The organism is Bacillus inaquosorum (genome assembly GCF_023238325.1).
GTDB lineage: Bacteria > Bacillota > Bacilli > Bacillales > Bacillaceae > Bacillus > Bacillus inaquosorum.
The window spans coordinates 1,419,205-1,434,077 of the sequence record NZ_CP096592.1 but is presented as its reverse complement, the minus strand read 5'-3'; the positions used below and the strand labels follow the sequence as shown (position 1 = coordinate 1,434,077).

The window sequence follows — 14,873 nt, the reverse complement described above, 5'->3', positions numbered from 1 at the left end:
GTGGCAAACGTATGACAAGCTTTCAGGCAAGCGATCGATTCATTTCCTCCTGCTGCCTTTGCATTTTTACGATTGCCCGTTTGATAGTTGTTTGCACAGTCGATTTTTTCACGCCGAGAAGATCAGCGATCCGTTCATAAGAAAAGCATTCTACCTTATGCAATAAAAACATTTCTTTTTCTCTGTCTGTTAACAAGGCTAACGCTTCTCGGATTCTCTCTCTGTCTTCTTCTGATACCTGTCCGTCCGGCTCGACCATCATCGTGCTGGAAAATGATTCGATAATTCTCGGATCCTTGATCATCAGCCGCTGGTAGGCATCACGACGGTCAATCGCCCGTCTGATGCCGGGTTGTCTTCCTTTTTCAAGCCATTCTGTTACATATTCAAGATCCGTGATGATATTTCTGATGATTTTTTTATCCTTCATCTCTTCAGCTGAGAGCATGGATTCATCTGCTTCAGCGAGCGGTTTATATTGTGTTTTTGTTTGTTTTAGCGTGCGTTTATATTCGAATAGTAAGTCTTGCATTCTATGATCCTCCTCATTTTCGGCAATAAAAAACGGACACCAATCAACGCACAAATGCTGTGCAGTTGATCAGTGTCCGCAGGCTTTCCGTCTTGGACGTATTCTGTTTTCGCTTTAATTTAATTTGTAGCCGATCTCAAATTCCACGCGGGCAAGGTCTCCCTTTCTCGTTTCGACGAGCGTTTTTCCGTGCTCCGGCGCTTCTGTGATCCATGCTTCCTGCTTGATGCCATCCACAATAATCACGCGGATTTTTCCGTCCTCCAGCTGGCTTTCCAGCGTGATGGAATTGATATGCAGCAGTTTTTTAGGACTGATCATGTTTCTTTTCCTCCCTTTCTGATTCAGCGCTTTTTTTGGCCTTTTCTAATCCCTGAATGATGCGCTCCTTAGAATGAACAGAATTCCCTTTCAGAAAATCAAGAGCTGCTTTAGACGCTTCCAGCAGTTCAGGCGCAGCCGCCATCAAAGCGGCATTGCTTTTTTGCGAATAAGAGCTGAGGTCGAATACAGCGGCGATCAGCCGGCCGTTTGAATATGGGAATCTTTCTTTTTCTTCTTCACTGTATGCTGAATAAATATAGATCGGCTTCGTATCCCCGCACGGGACAGCATGCCACGGCGCAGGGCTTTTCTTTGCTTGTTTTTTTGCCATTACTTTCACTTCCCGTCATCCTTATACCATTGTTCAATGTTTTTTTCTGTTCGCTTTGCCCGAAACAGCAAAGCAATTAAAGCTGTCAGCTGTTTAATCACGGACATTCAGCCTCGCTTTTCCCGCTGTCAGCATTTGCTCCAGCTTTTGAATGACCGGCGTTAAGTCAGTGCCGGATCGGCAGTTCGGACATGGATGAAAAACAGCTCCAATCCCGGTATGTTCCACAATGACTTTCTTCGTCTGACAAAGCTTGCACATTATCTGACGCCCTCCAATCTATGGTTCAGCTCGTAGGCTGCTCCTTTGATAATCACTAAATAGTCACTGCACATTTCGTAGATTCTCGTGCCGAGCGCTTCATCGACCCGTACAAGTGTTTCAATCGTCAGCTCGCTCGAAAGCAAAATCGGTTTATGATTTAAGTAGCGGTAGTTGAGTACCGAATACATTTGCTCTAATTGCCAATCTGTGGCGCGGGGTTTGCCGTTAACCGGTTTAAACAGGTCATCTATGAACAGCACATCTGCCTGCTTCATCCGGTTCAGCTTCGCTTCCAAAAGATCAAAGTCATTTTTAAGATCAGTAAAGCCTTCCACGAATGGAAAATAAATGACCGGCACATGGCGTGTTCTCATCAATTCATTGGCAGCAGCGGTCAAAAGGTGCGTTTTCCCCGATCCGGGCTGTCCTAAAAGGCCGATGCTGTTTTTCCGGGCGTCCTTGATTTGTTCATAATCCGCCACATACTCTTTTGCGCATTCAAACGCGTCTTTTATGGCCTGCGGTTTTCCCTCAATGCAGAATTCTTTGAAGCCCAGCTGTCTGAAGGCGGGGGTAATCTCACTAGCACCGAGCAGCCGCTTCACTTTTCGTTCTGCCATACAGCTGCACATCGTCCAGACTTCCAGGCCGTTCTGGCGGATGAGATAGCCTCCCTGATCCTTGCATCGCGGGCAATCATACCGGCTTGCGTCTGATTCGGCCGGTTTGTCCGCCAGTAATGGACGTCTCCCTTTTCTCAGCTCGTCCAAAATTTGCTCGATTGTTCGTTTTGTCATTTTTTTTCATCCTCTCATGTTGAATTGCGGCATTCTTTTTGGCCTGCTGCGCGAAAAATCGGTCTTCAATGAATTTCGAGCAGTAGCGAAAGGCCTTGATTGTTTCTGAAGCGGCGGTTCGGCGGTTTTCAAAGGCTTGAAAGCATTCCTCAAGCCATTTGATTGTTTGCGTCACAGGAACGCCGATGGCGACAATACGGGCGATGGCTTGATAATCTCTTGAGGAAGGATACACGGTGCGTCCTTCTTGAGCCGACCGTAATTGTGTAAAACGCTTCGCAATGTGATCCACTGCATCATCAGCAGCAGTATATGTGTTTGTTTTATCTTTATCTGAACGGACGTCTGTGTCCGGTGCCTGCGGCGAAAATGGCCGTTCCTTTATGCTCTGGTGTGCAGTTTTGTCCGATCTGAAGCTGAATTTTTTGGAATGCTTTACTGAAATCATCAGTCCGTATGGCGCACGGACAGCCTTTATGTACTCATGAGTTTCGAGAAGCTCCAGCCATCTTCTGACGGTTTTTTCACTCACACCGAATACAGCCGCCATTTCTCTCGCTTTTAATGGCTTATGGCCGAGCACGATTCCCCAGCTTACTCCGTCTTTTTCAATTTCTTTTGTTGTAGAGCTGATGAACCAGAGAAACAGCCATAGCGCCGGACCGATTTTGTCATAATGTTCTGAATTCAATAATCCTGAATAGGTAGGAAAAGGATAGCTTTTATCGACTTTCATTGTATGCCGCTTCTCCTTTTAACTTCATGTATGTTAGAAACTGTTCTTGCGTTTCAAAGTGGAACACCGGAAGGCCGCATGCCGTAAACGAGATGGTGCCGCCGGATTGTCCGAGATGGCGCTGATCTATGGGATTTTTACTAAAAACAATTTGGATCGGATACATGTAATCACTCTCCTAATCTTTTTTGATACATTTCGTATCAACTGTTACCAAGTATAAACGATACAATCTGTATCATCAAGTTATTTTTGATACTTTTTTTATCATAACTTTATTTTGATACATATTGTATCTATAATCATAAGTAACTTAGGGAGTTTAAAAAAGAGAGGTCATAGTATGATAGGCAGCAGATTGAAGAGTCTCAGAGGGAAAAGGACACAGGAAGAAATCGCATCTCACATCGGTGTGTCACGGGCACGATATTCCCACTATGAAAACGGGCGAAGCGAACCTGATTACGACACACTCCAAAAGCTGGCTGAATACTTTCAAGTAACGACTGATTACTTATTAACAGGGAAAGACAAAAAATCCGAGGACGATATGTTCTCAGATCCGGACTTGCAGCTTGCATACCGTGATATGCAGGATTTTTCCCCAGAAAGCAAACAGCAGGCCATCGAATTTATCAACTATTTAAAAGAAAAAGAGAAGAACCGCAAACCGAAAAATTAATAAACATTTCTCTGTTCTCTAAAACATATAAAAAATAGACCGATATAAAGAAAAAAGTGTTTATTTTTTAAAGAAAAGGGAAAGATTTCAACACACTTTCCAGTCCTATACGGGCTTTTCTTTCTCACTAAAAACAGAACACACGTTCGAAAGGGAGTATTCAATTGGGCGATTACTTATCACATTTGGAGGAATACGTTAAAAATTTATACAGCCGGCTGGGCATCACCTCTCCCCATCACATTGACATGCTGAAAATCGCACAGGACCTGGATATTTGGGTTCATTTTGAGGATATGGGAAGCATGATGGTCAAATACGACGGCATGTACAGTATCGTATTGAACCAAAAAAAATCACGGGAAGAGCAATGGGAAGATTTTGGCCATGAACTGTGCCACGTGTTAAAGCATGCAGGCAACCATTTTCAGATGAACAAGCTCTTCAGGGAACTGCAGGAATTTCAAGCGAATCAATTTATGTACCACTTCTGTGTGCCAACCTTTATGCTGTTGCAGATGGAACTGCCGCAATGGAGAAGCCAGGCGCTTGCCACAATCGCGACGGTATTCCGGGTAACAAAGGAATTTGCTGAAAAAAGGCTTGAAATGTTTGAACGGCGTAAAGCAGGTATTCAATTTCAGAAGCGGCTCGCTTACTTATTATCACATAAGCGGCCAAATGCGTACGAGGAAGTCGATCAGCAGCACTTGCAGGTCGCTGAAGAAAAAGCGTTATATCAAATCGGCAAATACAGCTGATCAAAAACGGGCTGGGGACATTTGCCCTCAGCCCGGCATAGATATTAATATTTCGACATCGGAGGCATGGTATTCTGCAGCCACATTGGCGCCGGTTTAAGATGAGGCGCAGATGCGAACGCAATCGGAGCCGGGATATACCTGAACTCACCCCGGCCGTCAAAGGCTTCGCCATGAGCCCATCTTCCTTGTGAGCTCTCATCCCCTCTGGAAAAGTTAAACAGGTCATAGGCCACTTCCCGCTTTTCGAGCTCACGCGGGAACGTCGTTGGAACGACAATATCGCGTTCTCTTTCTTCCAGCTCTTTAATGGCTGCATACCACATATTTTGATGATAAGTATCCCTTGCAATCAAAAATGACAGCATATCTCTTACCCCGGGATCATCAGTCATGGCATAAAGCCGTGTCACCTGAAGGCGCCCTTGGGCTTCCGCATTTAAGTTTGCGCGAAAATCAGCCAACAGATTTCCGCTCGATATAATGTATTTTGCATTCCACGGATAGCCCTCACTATCTGATGCCATCGCACCCAAGCCGGACACAATAGCGTGCTGAGGATTCATCCCTGACATTACTGCTGCAATAGCGGGATTGCTTTTATAAGCATCCTCCTGTACATCAGCGGGTGCATTATCCAGAAGCCTGGAAATCATCGTAGCCAGCATTTCCACGTGCCCGATCTCTTCCGTTCCCACATCACATAACAAATCTTTATACTTGGCGTCCGCCCTGCAGTTAAACCCCTGAAACAAATATTGCATCATGACACTGATCTCGCCAAATTGGCCGCCCAGCACCTCTTGAAGTTTTTTCGCATAAACCGGATCGGGATGAGCTGGCTTTGCCTGATATTGAAGCTCTTTAATATGATAAAACATATTCATTCCTCCCTGCACTATCGCACAACCCCAGCGTATGAAGGAATAGGCCGATCGTGCAGGTCCGTTTCATTCAATCATAAAAACCAAGCTTAACAGCTTCCACATATCGACAAAACAAATCGTTTTGTGTGTAACTTTCATCACGGCAGCCAAAATTGCGGAACAATGCTTTTCGCTGTGCCGTACTTACTTCCAATTGCAGTCCCATTTCCCTTTTCGTCCGATTGACAATATTTTTCGGATGCACACCTGCCAGCCGGTCTTTCTCACTCGTGAGCTCGGCACTGAAGCCCGCTTCAATCAGCCGCTCACAAATGAGCTTGGCTTTTTTACGATCCGCGCCTCCGACCAATGTATGCGGTGTTTTTGGATCATGATACCCATGAAATGCTAATGCATAATGGTGGGCGTTCACTTTTTCTAAAGCCAGCGGCTCGTCAAAACGAGTGCTTGTCAGGTGCAAGGAACGGTTGTTTCGCTTCTTTACACCTTCAAACAAATAAATGGAACATTGTTCGGAAAATGCCCGCACCAGCTCACTGACGCCAGGTTCAATTCTGCCGCCGTGAGGACCGAGGACGATATGTTCACTTCCGTTTTTTTCTTCATAAATAATCCGGTACTCTGATTCAGAAGCAGAAAGGGCTGCAAAGCTGTCATACATATCTTTCATTTTGAACGCTCTCCTTTACCAGTCAGCACCAGTGTACTCTACTCATCTATGAATGAAAACCTTTTTATAGTATGATTTGATAGAATACGTATCAGGAGGTATATCATGGGATTTATTGATGGATTACTTGGCAATGCGTCAACACTGTCAACGGCTGCGGCGAAAGAAGAGGTGGCTCATATTTTACTGGAGGGTGAGAATGTTGATGCCGCGTTTAAGCTGGTTCGCGATTTAATTGTCTTTACTGAGAAGCGGCTTATTCTTGTAGATAAGCAGGGCATCACAGGCAAGAAAACGGAATTTCAATCGATTCCGTACAAAAGCATTTCCAGATTCAGTGTGGAAACCGCCGGCCGCTTTGACCTTGATTCAGAGCTGAAAATTTGGATTTCCGGCGCGGAACTTCCCGCTGTCTCAAAGCAGTTTAAAAAAGATGAAAGCATTTATGATATTCAAAAAGTGCTTGCTGCAGTTTGTATGTAATATGTAAGATGAAAACGGAAGCTGGGCAGCTTCCGTTTTATTGATTACAGCTTTTCCTCGATTTTCACTTTTGTTTTCGGACCGTAAATCCCATCTGCCGTTATTCCGCTGACAGACTGAAAACGTTTCACGGCATTTGCTGTTTTCGGGCCATAAACGCCATCAATGCCGTGATTTTTCGCTCCTTTATCAGGATAAAAATAAAGGGCAGCTAAAGCGTTCTGCACCTGCTTTACATTTGTCCCTTTCGTCAGCGGGCTTGTCACTTTGATCACTCCGGATGGGAGCGGATAGGAAGACGCGGCATGGCTTTTAGAAGCAGATGCCGTCTGAGGCAGTTTTATTACCTGTCCGACTTTGATGTGATTCGGGTCAGTGATATGATTTATGCTTTGCAGCGTTTTCACACTGACACCGTGTGATGCGGCAATACCCGACAGTGTGTCGCCTTTTTTCACATGGTATTCAGACGCCGAAGAAGAGACTGAAGCCTTTTTCGCTGATACGCCTCCGTTTAATTCCTTTTCAATTGCCGCCTTCACTTGATCCCAGCGTCCCTCTGATAAAATGCGGTGCGGGCAGTACTTTCCGCTCCAGTCCTGATGCTTTCTCACCCGATCGATTCCCCAGCCGCGCTCTTTCAAAAGCTGCGCGACAAATGAAATCGCCAAGGCTTCGGCCGCCTCGTACTTTGGACCTCCCGATTTGCTGTAGCAAATCTCAACGCCGATTGATTTGCGGTTTCCTGTACCGTTTGTGCCGTCACCAGTATGCCAGGCGTTTCGGTTAAGCGGCAGACCTTGAATCACCTCCTTATCATCCACTGCAAAATGAAAGCTTGTCGAGCTGGTATTCCCAATCATATAGCTGATTTCATTAGCCGCTGACGCATCGTTTGCCGTGTTGTGAATGGTAATGTATTCAGCGGACATCGCATTAGGGCACTTCAGCGCGTATTTCGCTTCAGAAACCAAATTTTTCTTCACTTGAACGCTCACCTATCATCTCTCCTTTTTCTTTTTCACCAATAGGTGGCATTCGTAGGACGAAAAGCTCATAACATCCGTCACCGCTATATGGATAATTGTGTTAAACTGAAGTTCAATAGGAGGGGTAGGTCATGAATACATATTTAATGCTGACAACGAGAACAGATCATTTCAATCAGGAGCATGTAGCCGGACACTATGAATTTTTGGACCGTCTACAGGCAGAAAAGCGCTTAAAAATGTTCGGACCATTCAGCGATGCCACAGGCGGAGCCTACGTCATCCTAGCAGATTCGCTGGAAGAGGCGGCGGAAATCGGACATGCAGATCCTCTGGTGGCAAGCGGATCTTCTGAGCTGACCATAAAAGAATGGAAGCTGAAATAAAAAAGACCCCGGAGGGTCTTTTTTCTCTTTATGTTTGATTGCGGGCCGCAATATGAAATGTTTTGCCCTCTGTGTCTGCTGTTTCTCCTGAATGGACCATCACCTGAGTAAAGCTAAACCCGACCGCAACGAGCAACAAACCTGACATCCATTTAGATTTCATATAAACAATCTCCTCTCTGGATTTGTTTTTGTGCGTGCACCATTTTCTCATAAAATGAAAGTGCTTTTTCGGGCTGTCCGTTTTCTATATAGAATTGGGCAGCATCATGCGCCAGCTCTTCAATATAAGGATACAGCATATGTTCTTCTAGAAATTGAAAGGTGTGTGAGACTGATTCTGTGTCAATGTTTTTTCCGTATAACGCATGTAAAAATTGAAAAAGCTCCACAAATAATTCATCACTGTATTGACGGGCGATTTCCAATCCTTCACGATACTTTTTTTGCGCTTCGGCATCATTTTTTTGTTTATACAGAACCTGTGTTAAAGAGTAGATAGAATGCGGAAGATTATCGAACTTTTCCGACTTGCAAATAGAAACGGATTTCTCAAAGTATTCGGCTGCCTTTTGCAGCTCACCCATTTTTTCATAACAGTTTCCGAGATTGTACAGGGCAGAACTGATCAGGCGGGGATTGCCTTCTTTCTTTGCAAGATCTAAAGCCAGTTCTAAGTGGGGCAATGCTCTTTCTGGATACTGCATATCATCATAATTTCCTGCAATAACGAATTCACATTGGATTCTGCGGACGGTGTACGTTTCATACATTTGGTACGTTTCTAATGCCTGAACGGCGTAGCTCATCGAAACATAGGTTTGTTTTAAATTGTAAAAAATCTCGGCCATTTTAAATGCAAACTCGGCCTTCTCAATATCATCCGAGACGAGGGCAAGATTCTTTTCTGCCCGTTTATAATACATCATGGCGCTGACAAACATTTTCTGCTTAAATTCATACATTCCTCGAAAAAAATTAAAGTAATAATCGAGAAGCCCTGTCAGCTTGTACTGATTCCCCTCGATGTCTTCTAATAATTCTGAAAACTCTAGCTGCGAAGTGTCCTCTCCAAAAGGCTTAATGTAATCCAGCATGACACGATGCCTGAACTCCATTAAAGAATAATACAGCAGCAAGTCTTGGTCTTCTTCCATATCCTCGATTTCTCTTTCTACTTCGAGCTTGACCCTTTCGGCCTCACCGACGTGGAACTGCCGGATATGGGTATACCATTCATTAATTTTAAGCCCGACATAAGAGGACGGAATCGTTTGCTTCATCCTCAATTAATCCCCCCTTTTGAGTAACCCGAGATATGTCATATTTTATCATATTTACAAGAAAAAGAAGAACGCAAAAAGACCGCAATTGTCGAATTTCGGCTAACCGCAACAAAATGAATAATTTCAGAACTGCATCACATAGCACTTCCTACAGCATATTACTTGTGAATTGATAACCGTTGATATAGGATTTCATTGCACCATTTATTTTTACGGAGGAGATCATTTTGAGCCAATCCAATCAAATTGTCAGCCATTTTTTATCCCATCGAAACGTGACCAATGAGCTTGCTGAAAAAATCAGCAAAGACCATTACGGCTACAAACCGGCTGAAACGTCAATGTCAGCGGAAGAGCTGGTCAAACACATTCTTACGTCTTTCCACTTATTTGCAAATGTCATTAAAGAAGGCAATGCCTCACCATTTCAAAACAAGCAGGAAGAAACAGAAACAGATCTCAATGTTCTGGCAAGAACATATACAGAAAAAACGGTCGCAATCCTTGAACAGCTGACAGAAGAGCAGCTGGACAGAGAAATTGATCTGACAGCAACTTTTGGCAGAAAAATCACAGGCAGCGCACTGCTTCAGCTTGCAATGGAGCATGAAATTCACCATAAAGGCAACCTGTTCGTTTATGTGCGGGAAATGGGCCATACGGAGCTTCCTTTCTATCAGCAGCGCATGTAAAGGAAACGAGAAAAAGGATACCTGTTTAGGGTATCTTTTTTTGTGCCTCCAGCTCACTTCCGGATCTCGTCCAGACACTCATTATAGGGCAAATGAATAAAGATATTGAGCAAACCAAAATTTCAAGCAGCTAACGTACAAAAATTCAAAAAATTTAATTGATTAACATGACCTAATCATATATAATCTGATAAAAATAGTCGGGTTTTCAGGAGGCCTTTATCATGAGTGTAAGCATCATATTGATGGGTTTGTTTGTCGGAGCCTTAGTCGGATTGACGGGAGTGGGCGGAGCCGCCTTATTAACTCCTCTTTTAATTGTGCTTGGAATTAATCCTTCCATCGCGGTCGGGACGGATCTTGTATATAACTCGATCACAAAGCTGTTTGGCGTTGCCTCCCATTGGCGGCAGAAAACGATTAACTTTAAATTGGTAAAATACTTAGCCATCGGCAGTATTCCGAGTGCTTCGCTAGCCATTGGCATACTGCATTTGTTCCCCGCCTTTCATCAGCATCAGGAAGAAATTATAAAGCACGCTCTTGGCTATGTGTTAACGCTAGTTGCCATTTCAATCATCGTTCGTTTGTTTTTGGATCGAAAACTTCGCCCAAACCGCTGGCAGCTGATGCCGCTTGAAAACAAGCGGGCGCTGACGATTCTCATTGGTGTTGTGTTTGGATTTATTGTCGGATTAACATCAATCGGTTCCGGCTCACTATTTGCAATCGCCATGATCTACTTATTTAACATGAAAGCGTCACAGATTGTCGGAACAGATATCGCGCATGCTTTTCTTCTCGTTACGGCAGCAGGCATTTTGAACGCAAGCTTCGGAAGCGTGGATTACATGCTGGCAGCTAATCTGCTGATCGGTTCGATTCCCGGCGTGCTGATCGGGAGCCATCTCTCGCCTCGATTCTCCCCGCGCCCGCTGCAATTTATTATGGCGTCCATCATTTTGATCAGCGGCTTGAAGCTGATTTAATGAAGAAGGCTATCCCCTCGGAGGATAGCCTTCTTCATTATAACGTCACACCTGATTTAAAAATGGCGAGTTCTCTGAAATCATTTTTTTCATGATTCACAAGTTGACCGCTTGCCACCTCAATCATATAGTGGATAAACTCTCGCAGCACATATTCCTCATGAACATCATCCTCTGCTAAAAGACCTGCGTTAAAATCAATCCAATGCGGCTTCGCCTCGTACAGCTGGGTGTTTGTGGCTACCTTCACTGTCGGGACGAAGGTGCCGAACGGCGTGCCTCTCCCCGTTGTAAACAGGACAATTTGACAGCCGGCAGCCGCCAATGCGGAGGAAGCGATCAAGTCATTGCCCGGCGCGCTCAATAGTGTCAGTCCGTTTGTTTTGAGCACTTCGCCGTATTTCAAGACATCCGCGATAGGAGAAATCCCCGCTTTTTGCGTGCAGCCCAGCGATTTATCCTCAAGTGTTGAAATGCCGCCTGCTTTGTTGCCCGGCGAAGGATTTTCGTACACCGGCTGATCATGTTTGATAAAATATTGTTTGAAATCATTGATTAAATGGACAATCTTATGAAACACTTCTTCATTGGCAGCCCGCTGCATCAGGATGGTTTCCGCACCGAACATTTCCGGGACTTCCGTCAGCACCGTGCTCCCTCCCTGTGCAATGATATAATCTGAAAAACGGCCAAGCAGCGGGTTTGCTGTTATGCCGGAAAAACCGTCTGAACCTCCGCATTTCAGTCCGATCTTCAGTTCGGACAGCGGAATGTCTTCTCGCCTATCCCCTTTGGCCGCTTCATGAATCTCCTTCAGCAAAGCAACGCCCGCCTCCATTTCGTCGGTCACCGACTGGGATTCGAGAAACTTCACCCGATTCAGGTTCACATCCTGCAGTGCTTCCTTCATTCCTGCCAGCTCGTTGTTTTCACAGCCAAGCCCTAACACCAAGACGCCGCCGGCATTTGGATGGCGAATGGCATTCAGCAGGATTTGCTTCGTATTTTCGTGATCGTCGCCAAGCTGCGAGCATCCGTATTGGTGTTTTAACACGAGCACGTTATCAAATGGAGCGATATCCCCCGTTTCTCTGACAAAACGCTGGAGCATTTTTTCAGCTATTCCATTGACGCAGCCGACAGTTGGCACAATCCACAACTCATTTCGTACACCGGCATTTCCGTTCTCTCTTCTAAATCCTTTAAACGTCCGGTTCTCATTTGAATACGGATTCTCATCAAATCTCGGAGTATAGCTGTATGCTTGGATATCAGACAGATTTGTTTTCGTATTATGGACATGAATATGCTCTCCGATCGAGATATCTTGTGACGCATGCCCGATTGGAAACCCGTATTTGATGATGCTATCGTTTTCTTTGATAGGCTGCAGCGCAATCTTGTGGCCTCTTTTTATATCATCCTTCACTTCAATAGACACGCCGTCCGCATTCAGCGGCTCTCCCTTCTGGATATCCCGCAGCGCAAGAAGGACATTATCTTGTATATGAATCTTTATAAATGACTTCATCGTACTTCTCCCCCTTGAGTACAGCATTGTTCAAAAGCCAGCTGCATGCCCAGCTCATGAATATGATCCAAATAATCAGCGACTCTATCAGTCAGCTTCGGTATCTCATTGAGATCTGCCCCCCACAGCCGCTGTTCGCCTAACAATCTTGATGCAATCCGAAGCATGTCGCCATCCTCCTGACACCAAACCTCTTTGAAAAATTGAAGAACTGCCGGATCATCCTGCAATGTCTCGTTATCATGATAAAAATACAGAAGAGCGCTGAAAGAAAACACCAAGCGTTCAGGAAGCTGTCCCTTTTGTTCAGCATATTCCTTAAGAGTCGGCAGGTTTCTCGTTTTGAATTTGGAAACGGAGTTCAATGCAATGCTTTCCAGGTAATGCTTAATATACGGGTTTTTAAAACGGTTCAGCACATCGTCAGCATACTGAGAAAGACCTTCCATTTTTAAAACAGGAAGAATTTCGTCGTCAATCAGCTCTCTTATAAATCGCCCAACTTCCGGATGCTCGACAGCATCCCTAACAGTTTTTAAGCCGTATAATAAAGCCACTGATGTCATTGCTGTATGAGCGCCATTTAAAATTCTCACTTTTTTAGTCTGGTAAGGCGTCAGGTCGCTGACGATCTTTGTATGGAGCCCGGCAGCCGCAAAGGGAAGTTCCTCTCCAATCCAATCCGGTCCCTCGATAACCCATAAATAATATTGCTCTCCCACAACAATCAGTTCATCTTGATAGCCCAGATCAGCAGTAATCTCATCAATGCTGTCGACAGGAAATCCTGGGACAATGCGGTCTACTAAACTATTACAAAACGTATTGGCCTCATGAATCCACTGTGTAAACCCTTCTTCCAGCTTCCATAGATCTGCATAATGAAGAATCGTTTCCTTTAGCTTTTCGCCGTTATTTTCGATCAGCTCACATGGGATCAAAACACACCCTTTTGTCCGATCTCCTTTAAAAGCCTGATAGCGAAAGTAAAGAAATGCAGTTAATTTCCCAGGGAATGTTCTTTGCGGCCTATCCTCTAAACGATCTTTTTCATCACATACGATACCGGCCTCAGTGGTGTTGGAAATGATAAACCTCAGCTCTTCACTTGAAGCCAATTCTTTGTAAGCTTCATAATCAGAAAACAAATCAATTCCCCGGCTGATTGAATTGATAATCATATGCTCGTTTACCGCTTCTCCGTCTTTCATTCCCTGTAAAAAAAGCGTGTATAAACCATCTTGCTGATTTAACCTTTTGATTTTTTCCGACCCTCTTGGCTGTACAACTGCGACGCTCCCATTAAAATCAGTGTGTTGATTCAGTTGATCAATCTGCCAATCGACAAACCCTCGAAGAAAGTTTCCTTCTCCGAATTGGAGTATTTTTTCCGGATACTCAGTATAGTGATTGTATAGGTTTTTATTCAGCTTCTGCACCTTCATTGCCTCCCTCTTTTATTTATGCACACGTTAACATTTTTCTGTATAAAGAATGCCCGCTGAAAAACGGGGCATCACGGCGTCAATTGTCTAACTGAATCACGTACCATAAACACTGTATTTTCCAAGATTTTTTCCGCTTTTGTTTCCGGCTCGCTGATCAGCGACAATAGTTTTTGCGCGCCGAGCACGCTGATTTTCTCCACTGGCCGCTTCACTGTTGAAAGCCTTGGCGTGATATATTGCGAAAACCCAATATCATCAAATCCGATCACTGAAATATCATCAGGGACGCGCAGGCCCTTTGCGAATATCGCATTCATCGCTCCGATTGCCATGTCATCATTCGAGCAAAAGACAGCGGTTGGGGGATTTGGCAGCGCCAGCAGCCGCTCCATCGCTTGAAAGCCGCTTTCCATATCGTATTGCCCTTTGACACAGTATTCATGTTTGATCGGAATATGATGATGAATCAATGCGGCTACGTAGCCTTCCTTTCGCTGCTGCGAGGATTTAAAGCCTTCGATCCCCTCGATGATGGCGATGTCTTGATGTCCGTTCTTAATGAAGTATTCTACGGCTTCCTGAGAGCCTTCCTTATCATTGGACAAAATATTCGTGATGCTGCGGTCATCAATATCGCGATTCAGCACGACGAGCGGGATGTTTTTTTCCCGAATATGATAAATAAAAGAATTATCAATGTCACTTTGGCTCATTAAAATGATGCCATCATATCTCATCGGCGTAACAGAGTCATAGTTTTTCAGATCATCGATGCCGCGCACATAGAGATTGTAATCCTCGCTTATGGCTTGATTTACGCCTTTGATTGTGTCAGCAAAGAAGCTGTGTGAGGTTCCGTTTGTGATGCTTGTGAAGAAAAGCCCGATCGTATGTGACTTTTGCATCGCCAGGCTTTTCGCGTTTACATTTGGTGTATAATTGAGCTGTTCTGCGAGCTCCAGTATTTTTTTCTTCGTATGTTCTTTGATGTAAGGGCTGTTGTTGAGTGCTCTGGAAACGGTTGTGTGGGATACGTTTGCAAGTTTTGCGATATCTTTTATGGTTACCATCTATTTCCCTTCCTT

Annotated in this window: 21 protein-coding genes; 6 read left to right on the top strand and 15 right to left on the bottom strand. The window is 44.5% G+C overall.

Features of this window, described 5'->3' with window-relative positions; all coding sequences use genetic code 11:
- Positions 1-22: 22 nt before the first annotated feature.
- The 7 genes from M1M80_RS07005 to M1M80_RS06975 form a co-directional block, all read right to left on the bottom strand.
- Complete coding sequence (locus M1M80_RS07005; protein ID WP_003239128.1) at positions 23-532, bottom strand: sigma-70 family RNA polymerase sigma factor; 510 nt, start codon at positions 530-532, stop codon at positions 23-25.
- A gap of 114 nt (positions 533-646) precedes the next feature.
- A complete protein-coding gene (gene xtrA, locus M1M80_RS07000) occupies positions 647-853 on the bottom strand; it encodes a phage-like element PBSX protein XtrA (RefSeq protein WP_003239129.1) in 207 nt (68 codons plus the stop codon).
- The gene (locus M1M80_RS06995; protein WP_019258141.1) at positions 840-1,196 is read right to left on the bottom strand and encodes a hypothetical protein; all 357 of its coding nucleotides are present in this window, start codon (positions 1,194-1,196) and stop codon (positions 840-842) included. Before M1M80_RS06995 ends, xtrA begins: the two co-directional genes overlap by 14 nt.
- 84 nt (positions 1,197-1,280) lie before the next feature.
- Positions 1,281-1,448, bottom strand: a complete 168-nt coding sequence (locus M1M80_RS06990) for a hypothetical protein (RefSeq protein ID WP_019258140.1) — start codon at positions 1,446-1,448, stop codon at positions 1,281-1,283.
- Positions 1,448-2,248 carry an ATP-binding protein gene (locus M1M80_RS06985; protein WP_080428994.1) on the bottom strand — a complete coding sequence of 267 codons (801 nt, stop codon included), beginning with the start codon at positions 2,246-2,248 and terminating at the stop codon, positions 1,448-1,450. The genes M1M80_RS06990 and M1M80_RS06985 overlap by 1 nt, the downstream gene beginning before the upstream one ends.
- Positions 2,148-2,984: a hypothetical protein gene (locus M1M80_RS06980; RefSeq protein ID WP_060398435.1), complete on the bottom strand. Its 837-nt coding sequence runs from the start codon at positions 2,982-2,984 to the stop codon at positions 2,148-2,150. The genes M1M80_RS06985 and M1M80_RS06980 overlap by 101 nt, the downstream gene beginning before the upstream one ends.
- The gene (locus M1M80_RS06975) at positions 2,971-3,150 is read right to left on the bottom strand and encodes a hypothetical protein (protein WP_003239135.1); all 180 of its coding nucleotides are present in this window, start codon (positions 3,148-3,150) and stop codon (positions 2,971-2,973) included. Before M1M80_RS06975 ends, M1M80_RS06980 begins: the two co-directional genes overlap by 14 nt.
- 177 nt (positions 3,151-3,327) lie before the next feature.
- On the opposite strand from M1M80_RS06975, the gene xre reads away from it, so the two are divergent.
- The gene (gene xre, locus M1M80_RS06970; RefSeq protein ID WP_003239136.1) at positions 3,328-3,666 is read left to right on the top strand and encodes an HTH-type transcriptional regulator Xre; all 339 of its coding nucleotides are present in this window, start codon (positions 3,328-3,330) and stop codon (positions 3,664-3,666) included.
- A gap of 164 nt (positions 3,667-3,830) precedes the next feature.
- Entirely contained in the window at positions 3,831-4,427 is a 597-nt protein-coding gene (locus tag M1M80_RS06965) for an ImmA/IrrE family metallo-endopeptidase (RefSeq protein WP_003239137.1), read from the top strand.
- A gap of 44 nt (positions 4,428-4,471) precedes the next feature.
- On the opposite strand, the gene M1M80_RS06960 is transcribed toward M1M80_RS06965, so the two are convergent.
- Both M1M80_RS06960 and M1M80_RS06955 read right to left on the bottom strand, forming a co-directional pair.
- Entirely contained in the window at positions 4,472-5,308 is an 837-nt protein-coding gene (locus M1M80_RS06960; protein ID WP_019258134.1) for a manganese catalase, read from the bottom strand.
- Positions 5,309-5,381: 73 nt separating this feature from the next.
- Entirely contained in the window at positions 5,382-5,984 is a 603-nt protein-coding gene (locus M1M80_RS06955; protein ID WP_003239139.1) for a poly-gamma-glutamate hydrolase family protein, read from the bottom strand.
- Positions 5,985-6,089: 105 nt separating this feature from the next.
- Here M1M80_RS06955 and M1M80_RS06950 point away from each other — a divergent pair, with 105 nt between their 5' ends.
- Positions 6,090-6,467, top strand: coding sequence for a PH domain-containing protein (locus tag M1M80_RS06950; protein WP_003239140.1), 378 nt, complete (start codon positions 6,090-6,092; stop codon positions 6,465-6,467).
- A 44-nt stretch (positions 6,468-6,511) separates the two neighbouring features.
- Here the strand turns inward: M1M80_RS06950 and M1M80_RS06945 are convergent, their stop codons facing one another.
- A complete protein-coding gene (locus M1M80_RS06945) occupies positions 6,512-7,465 on the bottom strand; it encodes an N-acetylmuramoyl-L-alanine amidase (RefSeq protein ID WP_060398434.1) in 954 nt (317 codons plus the stop codon).
- A gap of 122 nt (positions 7,466-7,587) precedes the next feature.
- On the opposite strand from M1M80_RS06945, the gene M1M80_RS06940 reads away from it, so the two are divergent.
- Positions 7,588-7,842: a YciI family protein gene (locus M1M80_RS06940; protein ID WP_060398433.1), complete on the top strand. Its 255-nt coding sequence runs from the start codon at positions 7,588-7,590 to the stop codon at positions 7,840-7,842.
- A 28-nt stretch (positions 7,843-7,870) separates the two neighbouring features.
- Here the strand turns inward: M1M80_RS06940 and phrA are convergent, their stop codons facing one another.
- Both phrA and rapA read right to left on the bottom strand, forming a co-directional pair.
- Entirely contained in the window at positions 7,871-8,005 is a 135-nt protein-coding gene (phrA, locus tag M1M80_RS06935; protein WP_003239143.1) for a phosphatase RapA inhibitor PhrA, read from the bottom strand.
- On the bottom strand, positions 7,995-9,131 hold the full coding sequence (gene rapA, locus M1M80_RS06930; protein WP_080010777.1) for a response regulator aspartate phosphatase RapA: 1,137 nt from the start codon (positions 9,129-9,131) through the stop codon (positions 7,995-7,997). The genes phrA and rapA overlap by 11 nt, the downstream gene beginning before the upstream one ends.
- 224 nt (positions 9,132-9,355) lie before the next feature.
- On the opposite strand from rapA, the gene M1M80_RS06925 reads away from it, so the two are divergent.
- Together M1M80_RS06925 and M1M80_RS06920 are read left to right on the top strand one after the other, a co-directional pair.
- Complete coding sequence (locus tag M1M80_RS06925) at positions 9,356-9,820, top strand: DinB family protein (protein ID WP_060398432.1); 465 nt, start codon at positions 9,356-9,358, stop codon at positions 9,818-9,820.
- A 224-nt stretch (positions 9,821-10,044) separates the two neighbouring features.
- Complete coding sequence (locus M1M80_RS06920; RefSeq protein ID WP_003239147.1) at positions 10,045-10,809, top strand: sulfite exporter TauE/SafE family protein; 765 nt, start codon at positions 10,045-10,047, stop codon at positions 10,807-10,809.
- A gap of 37 nt (positions 10,810-10,846) precedes the next feature.
- On the opposite strand, the gene M1M80_RS06915 is transcribed toward M1M80_RS06920, so the two are convergent.
- From M1M80_RS06915 to M1M80_RS06905, 3 genes are all read right to left on the bottom strand, one after another.
- A complete protein-coding gene (locus tag M1M80_RS06915) occupies positions 10,847-12,340 on the bottom strand; it encodes a UxaA family hydrolase (RefSeq protein ID WP_060398431.1) in 1,494 nt (497 codons plus the stop codon).
- Entirely contained in the window at positions 12,337-13,779 is a 1,443-nt protein-coding gene (locus M1M80_RS06910) for a tagaturonate reductase (protein WP_060400016.1), read from the bottom strand. The genes M1M80_RS06915 and M1M80_RS06910 overlap by 4 nt, the downstream gene beginning before the upstream one ends.
- Before the next feature lie 77 nt (positions 13,780-13,856).
- Positions 13,857-14,858, bottom strand: a complete 1,002-nt coding sequence (locus tag M1M80_RS06905) for a LacI family DNA-binding transcriptional regulator (RefSeq protein ID WP_060398430.1) — start codon at positions 14,856-14,858, stop codon at positions 13,857-13,859.
- Positions 14,859-14,873 lie beyond the last annotated feature (15 nt).

Excerpts from the sequence above, each read along its gene's own strand:
- M1M80_RS07005 (WP_003239128.1), bottom strand. The coding sequence starts at position 532 with ATGCAAGACTTACTATTCGAATATAAACGCACGCTAAAACAAACAAAA.
- xtrA (WP_003239129.1), bottom strand. The coding sequence starts at position 853 with ATGATCAGTCCTAAAAAACTGCTGCATATCAATTCCATCACGCTGGAA.
- M1M80_RS06990 (WP_019258140.1), bottom strand. The coding sequence starts at position 1,448 with ATGTGCAAGCTTTGTCAGACGAAGAAAGTCATTGTGGAACATACCGGG.
- M1M80_RS06985 (WP_080428994.1), bottom strand. The coding sequence starts at position 2,248 with ATGACAAAACGAACAATCGAGCAAATTTTGGACGAGCTGAGAAAAGGG.
- M1M80_RS06980 (WP_060398435.1), bottom strand. The coding sequence starts at position 2,984 with ATGAAAGTCGATAAAAGCTATCCTTTTCCTACCTATTCAGGATTATTG.
- M1M80_RS06975 (WP_003239135.1), bottom strand. The coding sequence starts at position 3,150 with ATGTATCCGATCCAAATTGTTTTTAGTAAAAATCCCATAGATCAGCGC.
- xre (WP_003239136.1), top strand. The coding sequence starts at position 3,328 with ATGATAGGCAGCAGATTGAAGAGTCTCAGAGGGAAAAGGACACAGGAA.
- M1M80_RS06960 (WP_019258134.1), bottom strand. The coding sequence starts at position 5,308 with ATGTTTTATCATATTAAAGAGCTTCAATATCAGGCAAAGCCAGCTCAT.
- M1M80_RS06955 (WP_003239139.1), bottom strand. The coding sequence starts at position 5,984 with ATGAAAGATATGTATGACAGCTTTGCAGCCCTTTCTGCTTCTGAATCA.
- M1M80_RS06950 (WP_003239140.1), top strand. The coding sequence starts at position 6,090 with ATGGGATTTATTGATGGATTACTTGGCAATGCGTCAACACTGTCAACG.
- M1M80_RS06940 (WP_060398433.1), top strand. The coding sequence starts at position 7,588 with ATGAATACATATTTAATGCTGACAACGAGAACAGATCATTTCAATCAG.
- phrA (WP_003239143.1), bottom strand. The coding sequence starts at position 8,005 with ATGAAATCTAAATGGATGTCAGGTTTGTTGCTCGTTGCGGTCGGGTTT.
- M1M80_RS06920 (WP_003239147.1), top strand. The coding sequence starts at position 10,045 with ATGAGTGTAAGCATCATATTGATGGGTTTGTTTGTCGGAGCCTTAGTC.
- M1M80_RS06915 (WP_060398431.1), bottom strand. The coding sequence starts at position 12,340 with ATGAAGTCATTTATAAAGATTCATATACAAGATAATGTCCTTCTTGCG.
- M1M80_RS06905 (WP_060398430.1), bottom strand. The coding sequence starts at position 14,858 with ATGGTAACCATAAAAGATATCGCAAAACTTGCAAACGTATCCCACACA.